13 protein-coding genes are annotated in these 20,968 nt (G+C 52.0%); 4 read left to right on the top strand and 9 right to left on the bottom strand.

Annotated features, from left to right (window positions below):
- The 3 genes from EYB31_RS02805 to EYB31_RS02795 all read right to left on the bottom strand — a co-directional run bounded on the left by EYB31_RS02805 (position 1) and on the right by EYB31_RS02795 (position 4,057).
- Positions 1-867: an RNA polymerase sigma-70 factor gene (locus EYB31_RS02805; RefSeq protein WP_338119895.1), complete on the bottom strand. Its 867-nt coding sequence runs from the start codon at positions 865-867 to the stop codon at positions 1-3.
- A complete protein-coding gene (locus tag EYB31_RS02800; protein ID WP_131011755.1) occupies positions 842-2,146 on the bottom strand; it encodes a phytoene desaturase family protein in 1,305 nt (434 codons plus the stop codon). The genes EYB31_RS02805 and EYB31_RS02800 overlap by 26 nt, the downstream gene beginning before the upstream one ends.
- Before the next feature lie 180 nt (positions 2,147-2,326).
- Complete coding sequence (locus EYB31_RS02795) at positions 2,327-4,057, bottom strand: ABC transporter ATP-binding protein (RefSeq protein ID WP_131011754.1); 1,731 nt, start codon at positions 4,055-4,057, stop codon at positions 2,327-2,329.
- A 416-nt stretch (positions 4,058-4,473) separates the two neighbouring features.
- Between EYB31_RS02795 and EYB31_RS02790 the strand changes: the two genes are divergently transcribed.
- The 3 genes from EYB31_RS02790 to EYB31_RS02780 all read left to right on the top strand — a co-directional run bounded on the left by EYB31_RS02790 (position 4,474) and on the right by EYB31_RS02780 (position 7,684).
- Positions 4,474-5,163 carry a response regulator transcription factor gene (locus tag EYB31_RS02790; RefSeq protein ID WP_131011753.1) on the top strand — a complete coding sequence of 230 codons (690 nt, stop codon included), beginning with the start codon at positions 4,474-4,476 and terminating at the stop codon, positions 5,161-5,163.
- Positions 5,144-6,568 carry a sensor histidine kinase gene (locus EYB31_RS02785; RefSeq protein ID WP_131011752.1) on the top strand — a complete coding sequence of 475 codons (1,425 nt, stop codon included), beginning with the start codon at positions 5,144-5,146 and terminating at the stop codon, positions 6,566-6,568. Before EYB31_RS02790 ends, EYB31_RS02785 begins: the two co-directional genes overlap by 20 nt.
- A gap of 336 nt (positions 6,569-6,904) precedes the next feature.
- On the top strand, positions 6,905-7,684 hold the full coding sequence (locus EYB31_RS02780; RefSeq protein ID WP_131011751.1) for a transcription initiation factor TFIID subunit 12 family protein: 780 nt from the start codon (positions 6,905-6,907) through the stop codon (positions 7,682-7,684).
- Between the two features lie 190 nt (positions 7,685-7,874).
- Here the strand turns inward: EYB31_RS02780 and EYB31_RS02775 are convergent, their stop codons facing one another.
- The 4 genes from EYB31_RS02775 to EYB31_RS02760 form a co-directional block, all read right to left on the bottom strand.
- Positions 7,875-8,996 carry an NADH:flavin oxidoreductase gene (locus EYB31_RS02775; protein ID WP_131011750.1) on the bottom strand — a complete coding sequence of 374 codons (1,122 nt, stop codon included), beginning with the start codon at positions 8,994-8,996 and terminating at the stop codon, positions 7,875-7,877.
- A 101-nt stretch (positions 8,997-9,097) separates the two neighbouring features.
- A complete protein-coding gene (locus EYB31_RS02770) occupies positions 9,098-9,409 on the bottom strand; it encodes an ArsR/SmtB family transcription factor (protein ID WP_131011749.1) in 312 nt (103 codons plus the stop codon).
- 59 nt (positions 9,410-9,468) lie between these two features.
- Entirely contained in the window at positions 9,469-10,389 is a 921-nt protein-coding gene (locus tag EYB31_RS02765; RefSeq protein ID WP_131011748.1) for a dihydrodipicolinate synthase family protein, read from the bottom strand.
- A gap of 269 nt (positions 10,390-10,658) precedes the next feature.
- The gene (locus EYB31_RS02760) at positions 10,659-12,941 is read right to left on the bottom strand and encodes an S-layer homology domain-containing protein (protein WP_131011747.1); all 2,283 of its coding nucleotides are present in this window, start codon (positions 12,939-12,941) and stop codon (positions 10,659-10,661) included.
- Between the two features lie 354 nt (positions 12,942-13,295).
- Between EYB31_RS02760 and EYB31_RS02755 the strand changes: the two genes are divergently transcribed.
- Positions 13,296-13,937 carry a transcriptional regulator gene (locus tag EYB31_RS02755; protein ID WP_131011746.1) on the top strand — a complete coding sequence of 214 codons (642 nt, stop codon included), beginning with the start codon at positions 13,296-13,298 and terminating at the stop codon, positions 13,935-13,937.
- A 1,053-nt stretch (positions 13,938-14,990) separates the two neighbouring features.
- Here EYB31_RS02755 and EYB31_RS02750 read toward each other — a convergent pair.
- Positions 14,991-16,106, bottom strand: coding sequence for an amidohydrolase family protein (locus EYB31_RS02750; RefSeq protein WP_240762023.1), 1,116 nt, complete (start codon positions 16,104-16,106; stop codon positions 14,991-14,993).
- A gap of 222 nt (positions 16,107-16,328) precedes the next feature.
- Positions 16,329-20,927, bottom strand: a complete 4,599-nt coding sequence (locus EYB31_RS02745; protein ID WP_131011745.1) for an RCC1 domain-containing protein — start codon at positions 20,925-20,927, stop codon at positions 16,329-16,331.
- Positions 20,928-20,968 lie beyond the last annotated feature (41 nt).

Below are 20,968 nucleotides of genomic sequence, written 5' to 3'. Positions count from 1 at the left end.
CTACACATGCCGGAGTTTATCCGGATTCGCTACGCTATATATCGCCTCAATCCGGTCATTTCGAAATGCGAACGAAAATACATATTGCATGTTATCATCCATCACGATACGTATGCCCGGCAGTCCATTGACGGTAATGAAAAAATAGCTGAATGCGCCCGCATACATTTTGAGCAGATTTTGCAAAAATACGCCGACCTGGTTGCTTCCGGCAACCGGAACTCGCGCGGCTCTCACCTTGCCTCCGCCGTCCGAATAAAACACTACATTTTCACTCAGCAGCTCAAGCAGCTTTTTCGTATTACCCTCAAGCAATGAACTTGCAAATTGTTTGATTTGCTTCTCCGCAACCGTAATCGACGGCCGCTGGTCGGGATCGAAATGGATGCTTTTTTTGGCGCGGTGATGAATTTGACGGCAGTTTGCGGCGGATTTGCCGGTCATCTCGGCAATTTCCTCATACGAATAATGGAAAACTTCACGAAGCAGGAAAATCGCCCGCTCCACCGCGTTCAGCTGCTGCAGAAGCAGCAAATACGCCGTTGTAATCGATTCGCGCTGCAAGTAGGCGCCGGATGGATCATCTTCGGTGTGAGCATTACCGATTAACGGCTCCGGAAGCCAAGGTCCGACGTACAGCTCCCGTTTTTTGGCCGACGAACGCAGCAGATCCAGGCAGCGGTTCGTCACGATTTTGTATAAATACGCCCGCTCATTTTGAATGGCGGCAGGGTCTTGCAGCCCCCCGTAAGCGAGAAACGTTTCCTGCACGATATCCTCTGCGTCCATAACGCTTCCCAGCATCCGGTAGGCCAGTGAAAACAGCGGCGTGCGATACGTTTTATATAACGTTTCTATATCCATCATCGGCGTCTGTCCTCTCTATGCTCTCTTGCAGCAAAATATGGCTCACGGCTCTTTTGGCGCTTGCCGTGGCGGCGTCCGCCAACAGTTCGCCGTGGGAAGCCCATTCCCCGGCCACATACAACCCGGCTATTTCCGGTACGTCCGGTCCCGGCGCCGCTTGCCTGCGGATATGGGGAAAATCGCAGCAAACCGCGATGTTAGGCAGATATTGCTTCTCCACAACTTCATTCCGCCAGCCCGGCTGACTTAAGTCTAAAGCGTGCTCCAAATCGTGTAAATCCTTTTGCGGATTTTTATCCGTTCCATGGTACTTAATTAACGAAACGACTTGCGCGCCGTCATCGCTGAGATAAGCGGCACGAGAATGATTGCTGAGAAAAATCGTCTGATCGATGCCATACACGAGCTGATGCTCCGGCTGCGGGAGACGGCGCAAAGCGACGTCCAAACAGGCGGCAGTAACTTCAATCGCTTGTTCCTTCCATACGCGAAGACGTGTTGCATCCGCGTGAGGCACCAGCTTGTAAGCGGCATCGGGCGGACAGGCGAGGATGATATGATCCGCTTGGATCATCGCACCGTCATCGCAAACAATATGGCTTGCAACCCCGCCGATGTGCTCGACCGAAACCGCTTGGCTGCCCGTCATGATCCGTACTCCGTGAGCGGCTGCCAGCCGTCTTAATTCGTCGATCATGGCGCCCCAGCCGCGATCCAAATACAACACGCCGCGCATAGCGTTCTTCAGATGTCTTAGCACCGGACCAGCGGCCTGCAGATCGGGCGCCGCCACATAGCTGGCTGTGCGCAGCAGCGAATACATGATGTTCCGCACCATCGGATCCTGCACGCCGGCTTCCAGCCATTCGCGAAGGCTGATCCTGTCGTATGCCTGCGTATCCAATCTGCCGAATTTGGCCAGCCATAACGCAAACTCCATCTTCCCTCTCCAAGTCAATAGCGGCGTGGCGAGCAATGAACCGATTCCCGTCGGCAGCACATTCAACTTATCTTTCCAAATCCCATAAGCGTCGATCGAAGGCCGGTTCCCTTGCAGGCGCACCCCCAACTCGCGAAAAGTGGCAAGCGCATCCCCATCAAACAAAGCGTGGCCGCCCAAGTTAAAATAAGCCCCTTGCTTGCGGTTAGTCATCGCGCGACCACCCAATCGTTCCTGCTTCTCCAGCACCACCGTTCGTTTGCCCGCTTTAGCCGCATAAACGGCGGCCGTTAATCCCGCCATCCCTCCGCCGACAACCGCTACATCCCATTTCTCCATCACAGGATCATCCCTTTCGTGTTTTGTACACGTATGACGGAGAAGGGAACCCGGATGTGACATAAATTAAAAACAAATTTTGCAGCTTCTGACTTGCAGGGCTGATCGGCGCAAAAGCAAAAACACGCCAAAATCGGCGTGTTTTGCTTGCGGTGCAAAATGAGCCCCGCTCCGTATAGATCATATGGTCAGCTGCATGTTATAAAGCTGCGCATAAGCGCCGCCTTTCGCTAGCAGTTCCTTGTGCGTGCCCTGCTCGCCAATCCCGTTTTCCGTCAGCACAACGATACGCCCGGCGTTACGCACGGTCGACAAACGGTGAGCGATCACCAATGTCGTACGGTTGTCGGACAACTTCTCCATCGCCTCTTGAATCGCTCTCTCGCTTTCATTGTCAAGGGCGCTGGTCGCTTCGTCAAAAATAAGGATCGGCGGGTCTTTCAAGAAAACACGCGCAATGCTCAGCCGCTGCTTCTGCCCCCCGGACAATTTCACGCCGCGTTGGCCGATATCCGTGTCGTAGCCATCCGGCAGCTGCATAATAAAATCGTGCGCGCTGGCCTTACGGGCCGCTTCGACGATTTCGTCCCTGCTGGCATCCGGTCTGCCGTAACGGATATTGTCCAAGACGGTTCCGGCAAACAAATAAATATCCTGCTGTACGATACCGATACTGCTTCGCAGCGAGCGCAAGCGGATATCGCGGATATTCACGCCGTCCAGCAAAATTTCCCCTTCGCTCACATCATAGAACCGCGGAATCAGCGAGCACAGCGTCGTTTTGCCGACGCCGGAGCTGCCTACCAGCGCCACATATTCGCCGGCTCCGATATGGAGAGACAAATTTTTCAAGACGTAGTTTTTCTGGTACTTGAAGCTTACGTTACGAAACGCCACGTTTCCTTCCACCCAAGCAAGCTCGGCAGCATCCGCCGCGTCCTGAATGTCCGGTTCGATCTCCAGCATTTCCATAAACCGCTCGAACCCAGTGAGTCCTTCTTGATACAGCCTGGCGAAGTTCACAAGACGCTGAATCGGCTCGATTAGGATGCCGATACATAAAACAAACGTCAGCAGGTCGGCTAAAGCCAATTCCACGTGCAGCATGGCGGCTCCGCCAAATACGACCACAGCAACGGTGATGAGCTGCGTAAACGCGATCAGCCCTTCATGGAAATAAGTTTCGCTTTTGTACCCTTCGCGCCTGCTTTCAACAAAACGGCTGTTTTCATAAGCGAACTTGCTGCGTTCGATATGCTCGTTTGTAAACGACTGCACCACCCTGATGCCGGATAACGTATCTTCGACCTGGGCGTTAATATCGCCGATCCGGTCTTTGCTTTTTCTTAACGCCGCATTCATTTTCTTGTTAAAATAAACCGCATAAACGGCGATAACCGGCAAAAAAAGAAAAACGATCAGCGTAAGTTTCAAATCGATATTCACTAAAATGATGAAAGCGCCGATAAATTTCATAGCTGCGATCATCAGATCTTCGGGACCGTGATGATACAGCTCGGTCAAGGACAAAATGTCGTTTGTCGTCCGGGTCATCAACTGCCCTGTTTTTTGCTCGTCGTAAAACCGAAACGACTGCTTCTGGTAATGGTCAAACAGTTCGCTGCGCATATCGCTTTCCATCATAGCCCCCATCATGTGCCCCTGATAAGAAATAAACATGTTGCAAACCGTATGAAGTATGACCAATACAAGCATAATTGCGCCCATCATATAAATTTGACCCAGTGCGTCAGGCAGATTTTTTTCCAATACATCCACCGTGATGTACCGCACGCACAACGGGAGCGCCAGCGTAATCGCCGATACCGCAACCGCGCATGCCATGTCCGCAATCAACAAACCTAAATAGGGCTTATAATACGATAAAAATTTTTTTGTCCGCGAATTCAAGACATCACCTCCATCTTAATTGGAGGGTTAGATCATAGCCGCCCTCCAAAAATAATTGATTTGGGCTTGTGCTTTTGTTTTCATATCAAAACACCCTTTCCACACATAATGCCCTAATTTTACCATGGGGGGGCTTATTGAATGAACGGAAGGATTTATTCATAGCCATTTTATACAGATGAATGACACATCATTTATTCCGATCCGCAAAGGGTTTGGCGTTATGGGTGGTCTTGCTTTCCGCTTTAATGCCTGCGGCGGCTCTTGCACAAACGAAAAACGAGGTCCCTACGGATATACAGGATTCCTGGGCTGCCGCCGACACGCTGCTGACACATTTGCCTGATATAATGCTAGGCAAATATGGCTCGCTTATCATAGCTTCAAAAACATTGAGCTTTATCGGAGGACACGTTATGAAAACAATTCTGATTGTTGAAGACGAAGACGCCATTTCCCGGGTCCTTGCCGCCTATATCCGCAAAGCGGGATACGATTGCCGTATTTGCCGGGACGGTAAACAGGCCGCTGCGTCATTTGACGCCGATCCGCCTTCGCTTGTCGTTCTTGATGTGCTGCTCCCGGGTATGAACGGCTGGGAGGTGCTGCAGCATATCCGCCGCAAAAGCGCATGCCCGGTCATTATGCTGACCGCCCGAGGCGAAGTCGGCGACCGGATCATGGGGCTAAACGAAGGAGCGGACGACTATATGTCCAAGCCGTTTGAGCCCGATGAAGTCGTGGCCCGTATTCATGCTGTGCTCAGACGTCCTACCCATTCTATTGTCGGCTCCGACCAAGTTACATTCGGGAGCTTCCGCATCGACTTTAAATCGCGCAGCGTTTTTCTGAATGGGGCTAATTTGTCGATCACGCCCCGTGACTTGTCGCTTCTGATGTTCCTTGCCGAGCATCCGAATCAGATTTTCAGCCGGGAGCAGTTGATTGAGAAAGTATGGGGCATCGATTACGAAGGCAGCGACCGGGCCGTAGATCTGGCGATCAAGCGGCTGCGGAAGCTGCTGCTGCATTGGCCCCCGGAAGAAGGAGAACTCAGAACGCTGAGAGGGACGGGGTACCAGCTGTATGCAGCCAAAACCAATTAAACGCCAAACGTTGCTTCAACGGTGGACGTTCCGGTACGTGCTTACACTTTTTATCGGCCTGCTTACAATCGGGTTAACCTGTATATTTTGGATCAGGGAGGATACGATTCGTGAGCGCAAGCAATCCCTCGAGCAGTTTGCCCAAGAGGCGGCCCGATATGTAACGGACGAAAAACAAGGCGAAATTGCGGTTCCTCCCGGCTTCTATGAGTGGATCGACAGCACGCAGCGCCGTTATCAGCTTCCCGGGCAATTCTCCTTAAGTTTATTTGACCGCGGCGGGGCTCCCGTGTTTTACAAAATAGCGCCAGGCCCGCCTGGCTCGCAGGCGCTGGATATCGGCGCGAAACCGCCGTCCCCCGATCGTTTCAGCGCCGGAATAACGGGAGATTATTACCTCCTGAACGTTCCCGTGTTGTACAAACAATCCCCTGTCGGAACCATGGTGATCGCTTACGCTTATCACGATATTTCCAGTGTAAACCAGAACTACATGCTGATCGGTTCCTTGCTTTTGTGCGCAGGTTTGCTGGGCTGGACGATCATTTATTTGCTGATTTGGAATTTGCGCAAGCCTGTTGTCCGCTTGTCCGAAGCGCTGAGGAAGATGGAAGCTGGGGATTATGATGTCGATGTGCCGGATCACGTAAAGGAAAAAGAAATTCATGAGCTGCTTGTATCGTTTCGGACGCTGGCCGCGCGTCTGGGCAAGCTGGAGGAGCTGCGGACGGAGCTGCTCGCTGGGGTTACCCATGAGCTCAAAACGCCTGTCGCCTCCATTCACGGCTTGATTCGCGCGGTTCGCGACCAAGTGGTGGCAGACCGCGAAGCGGAGGAATTTCTCGATATTTCGCTGGAGCAAACACGCAGGCTGCAGCATATGGTCACCGACCTGCTCGATTTTAACGCTTTTGCTTCCGGTTCGATCAAAGTCCGGCAGGAGCGCATCGATTTGGGCAAGCTGCTCGGCGAAATCGTCTATCAATGGGAACAGCTTTATCAAGACGAAGGACTGGAGATCGTTACCGATATTCCCGACCGTACCTGCATGACCGTAGGGGATGCCGGACGCATCCAGCAAATTATTGTCAATTTGCTGAATAACAGCAGGCAAGCGTTCCAAAACGGAGGCACGATTCGTGTCGCGTTATCGGAACGTTCGGACCACGGGTATGTAATCATAGTCAGGGACAACGGGCCGGGCATACCGGAAAACGAGCAGGCCAACATTTTTGAGAGATATTACCGGGGCGGGCAAAAGAAACTTGCCGTCGGCGGCCTCGGGCTTGGGCTCACCTACAGCCGGATGCTCGCTACCGCCATGAATGGCCAGCTCCGTCTGGCCGGCAGTTCTCCCGGAAACACCACGTTTGAGTTCCTGCTTCCCGGACAGCGGCCGGAATAAAAAGCCCCCCGGTCGTTGGGGCCACTGAAAAAGTGAACGCTGCATGAACGAATCATGCTTACGATCGCCAATTGTCCCCGAATTTCTTGAATTTTACCTGCTTTTGGCAGGTGAAATTCAAGAAATTCGGGGACAAAAGCGAATGCTGGCGCTTCCCCAGCATGATTTCGCTCACTACGCTACTTTTTCAGTGGCCCCCGGCCGATCAAGGCCTTTCCGCCGGCTTAACAAACTTTTTTCTCGCGAATAGGATCTGGACGTATTACTGACACATTGGCGCTTTATTCTAGGTCTATCAACAACACATCCATTCCCTATTCGAGAGGAGCTTTTATTATGAAAACTAAAAAAGTACTTACCGCTTTAACCGTTCTGCTCGCCGCCAGCGCCATCTCCGTTCCGCTTGCTTATGCTTGCAGCGATCCATCCGATAACAAAAACGGCGTACAAGCACAAGCAGCCGGCCAGAATCCTCCCCGAAAGCAAAAACCGGCAGGGCCAAGACCTCCTGAAGGCAGCGGTCAGCAGCAACAACCTCCAGGTCCGGAGAGCGGCCAACCAAGGCCGACTGCTCCTGTAAACCAGGCGCAGCACGGAACGGAAAGTACGAGCATCACCGATCAGAATGGCTACACGATCACGATCTCCGGGGGATATGACACCGACCCTCAAGATCACGGCAGACCGATCGTGCTTATCGCCGCCGCACTGGGCGTACCGTCCGAAGTATTCAGAGAAGCATTCAGCGGCGTAAGGCCTGCAGGAGCCGGAAGCTCCGGCCCGACACAAGAGGAAGCGCAGGCGAACAAAGCCGCTTTAATGAAAGTGCTCGCGCCTTACGGCATCACTAACGAGCGTCTGGATGAAGTATCCAACTACTACCGTTACAGCGGGGTTAAAGGTGAAGTCTGGAAAAGAGTGCCCGCCGAATTCGCTACAACAGTTACCGATGGCGTTGTCACCGGAGTAACCGTCGTGCAAGCCGGTGCCGGTTATTCTTCTACCCCGACGATCAAAATCAAAGGCCCCGCCGGGGAATTCACCGCAACGGCCAACGTCGTGTATACGACCGATTTTGCTACCGACGGCAGCATCGCTTCGATCACGCTTAACTGATCGCGTATAATCCGCCGGCCGGCCGGCCAGCACAATCATCTGACATGCTGACACAAGCCGAACGGAACTACGCTGCAGTGGTGGGCATGACGTATCTCTGCTGCGCAAGATAAGGCTGTTCCAAAGAAAAAGAGGGTGCAGTTCAGAGCCATGATATGACTTTGAACTGCACCCTCTTCTCTTCCTGTACTTAACTCAGCGTTCTAAAAGCTTCCGCGGTAAACGGCACAAGCTCGTCAAGCCGACCGTCGCGAATTTTTGCAGCCCATGCCGGATCGACCAGCAAGGCGCGGCCCACTGCCACGAGGTCAAACTCTTCAGCTTCCAAGCGGGAAAGCAATGTATCAATATCCGAAGTACCGGCGCTTTCTCCGCGGAACGAATTGATAAACTCCGAATCCAGTCCGACGGAGCCGACGGTAATAACCGGTTTGCCAGTCAGCTTCTTCACCCAGCCGGCAAAGTTCAATGGCGAACCTGCGAACTCGGGCTCCCAGAACCGGCGGGTCGAGCAGTGGAATATATCAACGCCGGCTTCAACCAGCGGTGTGAGCAGTTGCAGCAGCTCGTCGGGATTCGCCGCGAGTTTCGCATCATAAGATCCCGATTTCCACTGCGATAACCTTAAGATGATCGGAAAATCGGGTCCAACCGCCTCGCGGCAAGCGCTCACGACTTCCGCCGCAAAGCGGGTGCGATTCACGAGATTGCCTCCATATTCGTCCGTCCGCTGGTTGGTTTGCTCCCACAAAAATTGGTCGATCAAATAGCCGTGAGCGCCATGCAGCTCGATGCCGTCGAAGCCGATCCGCTTCGCGTCGGCGGCCGCTTGCGCAAATGCTTGGATCAGCTCGCCGATTTTTTCCCGGCTGATCGGTTCGTTGACTTGTTCACCGGCCAAATTCAAGCCGGAAGGTCCGATCGACGGAGCATCCGGAAACGGCAGGGAGCCGTTATTGCGCGTCATGCCTACGTGCCACAGCTGCGGCACGATTTTGCCGCCGGCTGCGTGCACTTCCTGCACGACATGAGCCCAGCCCGCCAAAGCCTGCTCTCCGTAGAAGTTCGGCACGTTCGGATCTCCCGTCGATGCCGGTTCGTTAATGACCGTTCCTTCGGTAACGATCAGCCCGACGCCGTTCTCCGCGCGTCTTCTGTAATAAGCCGCTACGTTAGGCCCCGGAACGCCACCGGGTGAGAAACTTCGCGTCATCGGCGCCATGACGATACGGCTTGATAACGCCAGCTTGTCAGACACAAACGGCGTAAATAATGGTTTCACGCTTGCAGTTGTTTTCTCTTGATTTCCCATAGGAATCCCTCCAGCTTTATCTTTGTATGTATTTCTATATATCTATAAAAATAGATACACATGCTAAAAACAATGGACCCTTCTCAGACAATGACACATCGTTACAGGTCCTTAAGAATGGATTCTTTAAATGCGGCGATACCTTGCTCATTGCGGCGGTAATAGGTCCACTGGCAGTGCCTTCTCGCTTCCAGCAAACCGGCCTTCTGCATCTTCACCAAATAACTGGAGATGACAGACTGCGCCAAGCCCGACTTCGCCGAAATCGCCCCGACGCATACGCCGCCTGCGAAATCACAGCCGCTTGGCATCTGATTTATGGAACCGAAATGCTGGTCCGGGTCCTTCAGCCATTCGAGAATATGGTATCTTGTCTCATTGGACAACGCTTTGATCACAGATAAAGTATCCATGTCGTTTATTATATCTATTTTTATAGAAATAGCAATCGGAATATCCGAAGTACAGCATATTACAATAGCCCGCTTATTTCCTTGGATAATCTCTGCACAAGCGCAATTAGTTCTTCCGTACTTCTCTCGTGGTACTTGTCAAACGGCAGGATTGGCTCCCGCACGTGTGGCGTCGAATAAATACCTTGGGCAAATAAGAGCCGTTTGAAAAAATGGATCGAGATGTCCAGATGCTGATTGGCAAAAGCAAGCACCGGCAGCAGATCGTGGAACAGCCGCACCGCCCGGTCCCGCTCGCCTTGCTTGTACAAGGAATAGATGCACGTGTAAATATCGTGCATGCCGGTAGGCATAAAGGCGTGCACGCCGCGGTCCAATCCGTCGATCATTTGGCTTACCGCCCATCCGCCGGCAACATGCAGCCGGCCCTCCGTTGCCGCGAGCACCTCGCTGTATTTGGTACCCGCCGGAACGACTTCGATTTTGATGCTGCGAAACACATCCACTTCCCGGAACAACTTGCATATGAGCGGCAAGGGGATGCCGTAACCGCCAAAATCCCAATCCTGGAGCATAAGAAAAGGCGGCTTCAGTTCGGCAATACTCCATACTTCCCTTTCGTATTGCTCGTCATTTTCATAAGGGATGCTGACCAGCACACCGTCGCAGCCCAGCTCAATCAACCCGGTTACCGTGTAGACCCTTTCTTCGCTTGTCGGGGCAGACCCGCCGCCGATGACAGGCACCCTGCCTTTTGTTTCCTCTACCACGGTTTGCACCAGCAGCTTTCTTTCTTCGCCGCTCAGCTTGCCGACTTCGCTGGCCATGGCGGGAACAAGGAATCCGGCAACCCCGGCGCGAATCGCCAGGTTCACATTAGCGCGGACGGCGTCCGTATCAATTGTATCCAAGGCGGTAAATGGCGTATTTAAGACAGTAACTATGCCTTCCATATTTAACAGCTGTTTATTGGTCGTCATATGCTCTCCACCTCTACAAATCCTTTATAACGAATTTGTTCTTACAATAAATAATGTAGTTGCTCCCGGCTATTTTGAACAGAACCATTATGGTGAATCATGCTCCATTTATCCGCTTTATGCGACTCACATCCATCATTCCCCCCACTCAGCCCTTGCTTTGGAAAAAGAAAATAGACCTTCCAACGGTTCGCTTCATTTTACCGTGAAAGGTCCATTCCTAAAGTTGGCCGCTCTTACTACAGACAAGCATTGGCTGACCTGAGAAGTCAGGGCTTAATCTCAAGCATCCTAACAATGGCTGTTACCGCTTCGGCACGTGTAGCCATAGCGGAGGGAACAAATGTATTGTCAGCTGTACCGCCAAGCAGGTTGTTTTTGCCGGAAATAACCGCCGCCGGTTTGGCCCAGTCGGGAATATCAGCGTCGTCGGCATAATCTGTCGCTATTCCAGGAATGAGCGTTATGCCTGAAGCTTTTACTACCATGGAAATCATCTCTGCATGGGTAATATTTGCCGTTGGCCGGAAAGTTCCGTCGGGATAACCGCTAATGATACCCAGCTTTACGGCTTGCTTCACGGCCTTTGCCGCCCAGTCCTCGATCTGATCCGTATCGTTGAACGTAAGATTCGCAGTTTCTTCAGATGGCTTCAATCCGTTCATTAGCATAACGGTAAATTCAGAACGGGTAATGTTCGCATTCGGCCGAAAAGTGAAGTCCGGATAACCGCTAGCCACTTTAATCTCGTTCGCTCGCACAATCTCGGGGCCGGCCCAATTTCCCTTGATGTCGGTGAAAGGGCTGGAGTCCGAAGCAGCCCCCGCCGATACGACAACCTTGCTTATAGCTGTAAAATTCCCATCTTGAGTCCTCACCGTAATGTCCGCCGAACCTGTGGAGCTTGCAGTTACTTTTCCATTGATGTTCACGGCAGCCACTCCCGGATTGCTGCTCATCCACAATACATTTTGATTCGAAGCGTTATCGGGGATCACCTTGGCGGTAAGTGACTCGCTATCTCCGACATGCAGGAACAGCGCATTTTTGTTCACAACAACACTGCTTACTTCGGTTGTCGTTACCGGACGGCTGGTGACCGTAATTTTAGACTGAGCAAGAGGGCCGTCTCCTGAACTTGCCGTGACCACTACGGTACCGGTGATAAGAGCGCTCACGTTGCCCTTGCTGTCCACGGAAGCTATATTCGGATTACTGCTTTTCCAAGTCACATTGGGATTGGAAGCATAACTTGGGGTCATGGTGGCCGTAAGGCTGGTGTTTTGTCCCTCCGTTAGAGTAATCGCCGTTTGATTCAAGGTTATCGTCTTCACAGGTACCTTGAGTGCATAAATGTACATTACGAAAGTGTGCTCTAAATCGTTAATATCATACACCTTGGGGAATTTGGTGGATACATCATACAAAGTACCATCATTCCCAACTGCAAAAGGCAGTGGGTCTTCGGTTTCGAATCTGTATTGCCATCGTGCAGTACCATCCGGACCAAGCGCATAAATCGCCTTATTGCTTGCAGAATGGGTATAAACAAGGCCGTTCGGGCCGAGCGCCGGAGGAGTCTTCGAGCCGCCTGCGGCAAACTGCCATTTCAGCTTGCCATCGGGAAGTACGGCATTCAGCTTCGTATCTTCTGACCCGAACAAGATAGTCCCATCCTGTCCAACCGCAGGAGAATATACGCTGCTGCCCTGATCGTAAGCCCACTTCTGAACTCCGCTGGGCGAGATGGCGTATAAGTTATGATCGGCGGATCCGGTATAGATGGTGCCATCCGGCCCTAGAGCGGGATTCGCACTCAACGCTCCGCTTGTTTGAACCTTCCATTTCAACGTACCGTTAGGTTTGATCGCATAAAGAGTTGGAGTACCGTTGGTCGCGTATATCGTCCCGTCGGGACCCATCGCAAGGGAAGCCTGGGCCTGGGTCTCCATATCCAACCACCAAATTTCCGATCCGTCCTGAGGATTCAGGGCATGAAGGATGCCGTCTTTGGATGCCGCATATATCGTACCGTCCGCTCCAAACACAGGAGCAGAAGTAATATATTGCCCCGATGCGAAAGCCCATTTCTTAGTTCCATCCGGACGAATGGCTGTCATTTTACCCGAATTATAGCTTCCAGTACCTACATAGATCGTACCGTCCGGTCCAACGGTGGGAGGCGTTAAGATGGCCTCATCGAGCTGGAAGGTCCAGCTTTTCGTCCCATCGGAATGAAATGCAGTGATAAAATGTACTACAACAAGTATATAAGGAAACGAATATCCCACATAGAGCGAATGATCGGGTCCAACAGCGGGACCACCGGTAAAAACGGCTGCAAGCGTTGGAGTTTTCCATTTCAACCGCACGTCGCTGGAATTTTGGAACGTAACCAAATCCTTGATGGCGGGGTTGATCTCGATAATAGGCGCCGGGATCACAAACGTAGAAGGATCGAGCTTGAGTTCTGCCGAGACGGGTGCGGTGATACATCCGAAGCACATCGATAATCCGAGCAGACTGCATACCCAGCCCCTGTTCATCCGCATGGAAAACCCTCCTAATTTACATATAGCATAATGTAATTATTGTATTTCCACCCCTGCGATTCAATATGGCTTTTCACTCAATTATGCTACGAATCGTGTCGAAGTGACCGGGACTTTTAGATCCAATTTGGAAAATGGATTCAAAAACTGCGATGTACATTAACTAAAGGGTGCTCCGGTTAACGGTCAAACAGTTCACTTGTGATTCGGTTCTTATTCTTTTATACTATTTTTACAGATTATGTATGATATACACGGAGTGAAGCACACACCGTTTCTTTGCACTCAGCTCGTTATGGGCGGTGCAATGGAACGGCTTTTTTTATGACCAGTTGTTGAAGGAGGGCATTATCGATGTTTGAGCAAAAGTTAGAAGATTGGATAAAATCTCATCTTGCAGAACCTGTGAATCACAGAAGGCGCGAATTGCTTGAGAAAGGTTTGGGCTACGGAACCATCGAATTTCTACGGTGCGTTTGGTATCCTGCAATCGGAAACTTTAACTACCTGTACCCGGAGTGGGAGGTGCGCGATTTCAATAACGGATTTCGATATTTGGATCTTGCTTATATGCCCGGAGGGATGAAAGGAGGGATCGAAATTCAAGGATATGGTTCTCATGCGAGAGACCTCGACGTTAAACGATTTAAGGACTTATGCATGCGGCACAGCTTGCTGGCTCTTGATGGGTGGATTTTTTTGCCTGTTGCGTTTCCTTCGATTAAAGAAGAACCTAAACAATGCCAGCAGCTTATTCTCGCATTTATTGGAAAATTCCTATCAACAGACGTGTCAGCCGAATTGGATTGGGCGGAAGCCGAAAGTTTGCGCTTCGCCCGTCGTCTGCTGCGGCCGTTCACGCCGTCAGAGCTTGCTGCCCATCTTCATCTAACCGACCGTCATACCAGGCGAATTTTGCATCGATTAGTTGAAAAACAAATCTTCATTGTAGCCGGAGGACATCAGCGTTATCGGACATTTCAGTTGAAGCTGTAATCTAATGGACGGTAAGCTAGTGGGGCGGTGAGCTAGTGGGCGGCGGCTAAATGCGCAGTGAGCTAATGGGCAGCGGCTAATGGACGGCCAGCTAAAAACGCACCGGTTGGAGTTGTTAGTTCTTGGAGACTACTAATGTGCTATTGGTTGGAGTTGCGATTTATTGGAAGATACTAACTATGCAACTGGTTGGAGTTGTTAGTTCTTGGAGACTGCTAATACAGCGATGGTTCGATATTGTGATTTATTCGAGACTACTAATAAAATACTGGTTCGGGTTTCTATTTATTGGAGACTACTAACTATACTACCAGTTTCGGTTGTAATTCATTGGAAACAAATAATAGACCACCGATTCGATTTTTTTATTTATCGGAGCCCGCTACGCTGTGTTCAAACGGTTTATCTTGGATTGATCGCACAAGCTGATCTCGAAATGATTTTATCGGACACAGGGAACGCTATATGCTTAGGATTGGAGATTTTGAAAAGCTAACGGACGCAGAGGACGCTATTCACTGGAAATGGACATCTTTTATGGAGTTTATACCCGATTAAGGTATCTGGCGTCCGTTAGCTTTCTAAAAGAGCACTTCAGGAAGATATAGCGCCTCCTGTGTCCGTAAGGAATTTGTGACCGATCCTCTTGGCCTTCTCCATGGACCTCTTGGCTGCCGGGGTGCGCCAATTTTCCAAGGTGCGTGATTCCCAAACGCGCATCCCGGTGCCGCACAGCAGTGGTCGAACCTCTGCCGCGATTAGCTTGTGATTGAACACGGCTGCTGGGATTCGCTCTCCCCCGGTAGCCTACTGATTGACCAATGCCACTGGGATTCGCTCTCCCCTGGTACCTTGCGATTGACCACTACTGTCGGGAATCTCGGCGGTCTTGAGGTCGAGAACGTCGTCGAGATTTGGACCAAAGTAAAGGAATAGGACGCAGGAGTGACGAAATGACGTAATGTCGAAATGTTTTTGAAGCTCGCGAATATAATTCGCGGACAGCGGACTTGATCCCGTCCCGTTCATCGCCTAGCGCTCCAACCAACCGCGTCACCCTTTTTTCATCTCCGCCAATATTTTGCCGGCTTCCAGCTTCGATAAGTTCTCCAGCGGATATTTCTTCCCCGTATCTTGTTCTAGCTGGCGGAGCAACTCAAGCTGCGTGTTTGTAGCGGGCTGGGCGCGAATAATCGCATTGAGATTGTCATGGGCTATTTTTCTGGCCAGCTTCGGATCGTCCAGCAGGTGGATGATCCTGTACATAGCGTCAATCGCCAATTCTTCGCTTTCAAGGCCGTATCCCGAATCGGTGCTTAACATAAACCGGTCGGCGTACTTTTTGATCACAGGGATAAACTGCTCCGGCTTCTTTCCTCCGGCCGGGTCGTACACTGAAAATCCGGCGAAAAAATCCGCGTATAAATTCGGATGTTTCGCGAGCAGCCGATCAACTTGCTCAGGAGTTGTGTACGCATTGATGTGCCCAAAAATAAAGATCGTCTTCGGGTGTTCCTCCAAAGCCTGTTCCAGCTTGGCAACGGGCAGACCGCTCGGCGGATCGATGTGCAGCAGGATTGGTGCTTTGTAATCGGCGATAAGATCATAAATTTGCGGAAGGTACCCGTCCAGCGGATCGCTCGCCTTCCAAGCCACCTTCGACACAACCGGCGAAACGGTCGAGGCGGCGGCGATTTCCCCCAGCCCGAAGTAACCTTTCTCCAAGTATTTTTTCACCGTATCCAGGCTCCATTTGTCATGCAGATCGAATCCCGAGAAAAACGGAATGATCTGCTCCGGATTTTGCCGGTAAGCAAGCCACGCATTCATATCGGTCTGTATGGCGCTTGGTTCGGATACGTCTCCGAACAATACGACTTTGTGCACACCGCGGCTTTTCCAAGTTCCCAACATGCTTGCATATTTGGAATCGCTGGCGTCATGATTATGGGCGTCGATCAGCCCCAAATCATTGTATGTGTCGACCAGTTGAGCCAAAGTAGGCTTGTCCTTGCTTTGCTTGAGTTTCGCAGCTTTGGACTCCACACTGCGAAGAGACGAGTTCATTTCCAGCCACGATTGAACTTGTTTGTCGAATCTCAGCAGAAATGCCAACATCCCCGCCAGCAAAACAAACGCTCCGAACAATAACGCTCCTTTTTTCCTCAATCGCTGCCACCTCTTTTTATGCGAATAAAAAACAGATCCATATTTTTGTTTAATTGTACTATTTTACAATTTCTGTTGTAAACAAAAAGAAATCCACGCCCTAATGGACGTGGACCCGCACTGCAAGATCATCCTTTATTGAATAATTCCACTTTATGAAAGCAATTGATTTTATTGGAGTCCATAATCATCTCCATAATTGCCCCTTGATTATGAAAGCCGCTAATTGATAAACTTCAGGCTGCGCAGCATCCTGTCCAACATCTCGACCGCTTCGGCGCGTGTCGCATTGGACCCCGGCGCGAATATCGCATCGGTTCTGCCGTTGATAACACCTGCCTGAACCGATAGATTGACAGCTTCTTTAGCCCAACCCGATATCGTGGATGCATCCGTAAACCGGGCTATCGGCTGCCCTTGAACAGCTTTCGATTCCGGGGAACTGCCGGAATACCCGGCGAATTTTAATGCCTTGGAAATCATAACCGCCATCTGTTCCCGGGTAATCGGCGCATTCGGGCGGAATGTCCCGTCTTCGAATCCTTCGACCAGCCCGGCTTTTACCGCAGCCTGAACATTCGCCGCAAACCAATCGTCCGGCTTGACATCGCTGAACGGCTTTCCACGGTCATTCGCGGATATACCGAAGGAGCGGATGAGCAAAGCGGCGAATTCGGCGCGTGTAATTGGAGCGTTTGGCGCAAAGTCGGTTTTGGTCACGCCGTCTACGACGAGTTTGGAAGCCAGCGATTCAATCGCCGTTTGGGCCCAATGGCCTTTGACATCTTCGAATGTTTTATTTGCTTGAACTACCGTATATACGCTGTCATGCGGCGAGCGGATCGTTACAACAGCAGCTTCACCCTCTTGTTCAAAATAAGACGGGATAAAATGCATTTGGCCGTCTTCATCCACCCATACCGCTGTTGTTTTAGCCGGATCCACCTGCTTGTTTACAGTCATCGTCCGTTCCACAAACGTTCCGTTAAAGTCTGATACAGGCACCCCGCCGTCGGTGCTTATGGAGTAATCCAGCGGATGTTCCAGCAACGGCTGTACACCCAGGCGGGCTGCCGCCGCATCCGCCGCTTCCTTCGCCGCCCCTGACACTTGGGCAATCGTAACGGTAATCGACGTTTCTTTTGGAATAGAGTTAAGCAAGCTGCTCGGAAGGCTGTAAGAGGCTCCGTTTACCTTGATCTGGAACACCGTATTCGGGTTACTTCCGGCCCCAGCCAGAAGTGCCTTAACCGGCAGATCCACGATGACGACGGGATCCGTATTATCAATAACAAGCACTTTCACCGGGCTTGATGCCGTTGTAAGAGCCGCTTCCAACTGCTCTCCATCTACGGTAAACCTCAGGGCCGTTTGACCGCCACTTGCCGTTTCCTTGGTTACTGCGGTTTTTACTTGTACGCCATTCAGACTAACGGATGCTGCACCGCCCGCACTTTCTGACGGATCGGATGGGTTCACAGAACCCTGGGAAGGACTTGAATTGCCGGAACCGCTTGACGACGACGGGTAAAAGGAAATCTGCGCTCTGTTTACAATCACGCTGTACGTTTTAATTGTTCCATCTTCCGCCGTCACCGTCACCGAAAATGCGTTGTCCCCAACCGTCAAGTTCGTATCACCGCTCACCATAACGTTTGCCTTGCTATCTGCTTGGGTATACGTCACGGCTGCCGTGCCGGACGCATTCGGGACGCTAACTCGATACGGACCGGTATTGTCCGATCCAAATCCCCCCACCGTCGAATCATTCACCTGCAAGTCCGTCAAATCCGCGTTGCCCGATAATCTCCGCACCGTGATGGAATACGTTATCGCCGCTCCGTTCTCCGCCGTCACCGTGACGGTCACGGCATTGTCCCCTACGGACAAATTTGTACCGCCGCTCACCACAACACTTGCTTGACTATCCGCTTGAATATAAGCCACGTCGACAGAGATGAAACTGTTCGGGACACTTACACGATACGGACCGGTGTTGCCCGGTTCAAATCCCGCTACCGTTACGCCGTTTACTTGCAGATCCGTCAAACCCGCATTGTCCGATAATCTCCGTACAATCACGGAGTACGTCTGGGTCGCTCCGTTCTCTGCCGTCACCGTTACGGTTAGCGTATTGTCCCCCAGGGACAAATTCGTACCGCCGCTCACCGCAACGCTTGCTTGGTTGTCCGCTTTCGTATAAGTTACGCTAACAACGGTCGCATCGTTTGGAACGTTTACACGATACGGACCGGTTTGGTTCGGCGTAAATCCCGCCACTGTCGTGCCGTTCACCTGAAGGTCCGACAAATCGGCATTGCCCGATATGCGATGCACGATCACCGTATACGTTTTTGTCGATCCGTTCGCCGCTGTCACCGTAACCGTGACCGTATTATCTCCTACGGCTAAGTTTGTATCGCCGCTCACCGTAACGCTTGCCTGGCTGTCCGCTTTCGTATAAGCTACGCTCACAGCGGTGGAGCCGTTCGGAACGCTCACGCGATAAGGTCCGGTACTGCCGGAAGTGAATCCCGCCACCGTCGTGCCGTTCACCTGCAGATCCGACAAGTCGGCGTTATTCGAAGGAAATGCGGACAAAGTAACCGGCAAAACGAGATAACCGATGACCCCGTCGCCAACCTGTCCATCGTATTCATATCCCCATCCCCAGACCGTACCGTCGTCTTTCAATGCCAAGCTGAACGCAGCTCCTCCGGAAACTGCAGTGATACCGCTTAAGTCCGGTACCTGCGTGGCCGATGTCCGATTGACTGTCGTGCCGTCACCCAATTGTCCAAATTTGTTGGTTCCCCAAGACCAGACCGTGCCGTCGTTCTTCAAGACCAGACCGTGCGACAGTCCCCCCAAAATCGCTTTAACGGTACCTCCGGTTAAACCCGTCACCTGCGTGGGGGTCGTCTGGTTGCCGCCCGTTACGCCATTTCCGATTTGGCCGGCCGAATTATAACCCCATGCCCACACCGTACCGTCGCTTTTGACAGCCACATTAGTGTAACTTCCCGAATCAATCGCAACAACGTCGGTCAGCCCGGCAACCTGTACAGGGGTTGCTTGCGAATCGCCTGCCACACCGTTGCCCATCTGGCCATACATATTAAACCCCCACGCCCACACCGTGCCATCGTTCTTTAGGGCCAGGCCATGGGCATATCCGGCCGATACTGCGGTAATTCCGCTTAAATTGGGAACCTGCACGGGAGTTAACCGCGCTGTCGATGTGCCGTCCCCTAATGAATTGTAAAAATTGGCCCCCCACGCCCACACCGTACCGTCGGTTTTGACGGCAAAATTGAATTTGTCCCCGGCTGCAATCGCTTTGACACCGGTGAGCCCTGACGTCTGTACAGGAGCTGACTGCGTATCTGTCGTGCCAATGCCCAGTTCGCCCGAGCTATTATTCCCCCATGCCCACACCGTGCCGTCGTTTTTTAAAGCCAAGTTGTGGTAACTCCCGGCCGCTATGTATACAGCTCCGGCAACGGATGTCCTCGATGGTTCCGGACGATTGACCGTCGTACCGTCATCAAGTATGCCGTATTGGTTTGATCCCCAAGCCCATACCGTACCGTCGCGTTTTAAAGCAAGACTGTAATTGGAGCCGGCCTCCAAATAAACGACATCCGTGATCGCCGCTTGCGCAGGACTTGTCCTGAAGACGGCGTTCCCTATGCCAAGCTGACCGCTTTTGTTTTCTCCCCAGGCGGCAACCATGCCGTTCTTCAGCAAAGCAAGGCTTTGAAATTCCCCGGCCGAGACCGCGGTCACATCGCTAAGCCCTACTACCGAAACGGGGGTATACGAGCTTGTATAGGAGCCGATGCCCAATTGTCCTTTACTGTTGCTGCCCCATGCTTTTACCGTGCCGTCGCTTCTTAAAGCCAAACTGAAGGCAAACCCGGCGGAGAGGGAGGTCACGCCGTTTAAACCCGGCACCGCGACGGGAGTCAACCGATTTGTAGTGGTACCGTCGCCTAATTGGCCGCTGCTATTATATCCCCACGCCTGCACCGTGCCATCGCTTGCCAGAGCCAAAGCGTGCGAAGCCCCTGCCGCAATTGCCTTAATATCGCTGACCCCCGGCACCTGCACCGGAGCCAGCTTCGTGGCGGTTGTGCCGATACCAAGCTGGCCGACTGAGTTAAATCCCCATCCCCACACGGTCTTGTCGCTTTTTAAAGCCAAAGCGAACGTCCCGCCGGCCGAAATCGCCGCCGCATCCGTAAGGCCGTTAACCTGCACCGGAGTCAGCCGATCGGTCATCGTGCCGTCGCCGAGCTGCCCTCTGTTATTGGCGCCCCAGGCGAAGGCGGTGCCGTCGTTTTTCAGCGCTATGTTGTAATAATATCCGGTGGAAATCGCAATGACATCGCTAAGTCCCGCTACCTGTATGGGAGATGATTCGTTCACCGTCGTGCCATTGCCTATTTGACCGTTTCCGTTACTTCCCCATGCCCACACCGTGCCGTCGCTTTTTAACGCCAAACTATGCTCGGAGCCTGCAGCGATCGCTTTGACGCCGCCAAGGCCCGTCACCTGTACGGGGGCTGTCCGGTTGGTCGTTGTGCCGTCGCCGAGCTGCCCTTTGCTGTTATCCCCCCATGCCCATATGCTGCCGTCGCTTTTTAAACCAAGGCTATGAGAAGGGGCCGTACCGGTGCCCGTCGATTTCCCGGCGGCTACTTGCACAACAAACGCTGCTTCGCTGGCTAAAGCAGTATCGCTTCGCTGCCATGCCGTCCCGACCGCAATAATAGCCAGTCCCAACAATACCTTCCACATTTTTATAATATTACGCACTTGAACCTCTCCTTAAGTGTTATGTTGTAAATGCTGACACT

Source organism: Paenibacillus thalictri (assembly GCF_004307995.1).
GTDB lineage: Bacteria > Bacillota > Bacilli > Paenibacillales > NBRC-103111 > Paenibacillus_AF > Paenibacillus_AF thalictri.
The sequence above is the reverse complement of the archived record's forward strand: the minus strand, read 5'-3'. Positions and strand labels throughout refer to the sequence as shown.

What these genes read in the sequence shown, in the direction of transcription:
- EYB31_RS02790 (WP_131011753.1), top strand. Translation starts at nt 4,474, where the DNA reads ATGAAAACAATTCTGATTGTTGAAGACGAAGACGCCATTTCCCGGGTC.
- EYB31_RS02755 (WP_131011746.1), top strand. Translation starts at nt 13,296, where the DNA reads ATGTTTGAGCAAAAGTTAGAAGATTGGATAAAATCTCATCTTGCAGAA.
- EYB31_RS02780 (WP_131011751.1), top strand. Translation starts at nt 6,905, where the DNA reads ATGAAAACTAAAAAAGTACTTACCGCTTTAACCGTTCTGCTCGCCGCC.
- EYB31_RS02770 (WP_131011749.1), bottom strand. Translation starts at nt 9,409, where the DNA reads ATGGATACTTTATCTGTGATCAAAGCGTTGTCCAATGAGACAAGATAC.
- EYB31_RS02760 (WP_131011747.1), bottom strand. Translation starts at nt 12,941, where the DNA reads ATGCGGATGAACAGGGGCTGGGTATGCAGTCTGCTCGGATTATCGATG.
- EYB31_RS02775 (WP_131011750.1), bottom strand. Translation starts at nt 8,996, where the DNA reads ATGGGAAATCAAGAGAAAACAACTGCAAGCGTGAAACCATTATTTACG.
- EYB31_RS02765 (WP_131011748.1), bottom strand. Translation starts at nt 10,389, where the DNA reads ATGACGACCAATAAACAGCTGTTAAATATGGAAGGCATAGTTACTGTC.
- EYB31_RS02800 (WP_131011755.1), bottom strand. Translation starts at nt 2,146, where the DNA reads ATGGAGAAATGGGATGTAGCGGTTGTCGGCGGAGGGATGGCGGGATTA.
- EYB31_RS02785 (WP_131011752.1), top strand. Translation starts at nt 5,144, where the DNA reads ATGCAGCCAAAACCAATTAAACGCCAAACGTTGCTTCAACGGTGGACG.
- EYB31_RS02805 (WP_338119895.1), bottom strand. Translation starts at nt 867, where the DNA reads ATGATGGATATAGAAACGTTATATAAAACGTATCGCACGCCGCTGTTT.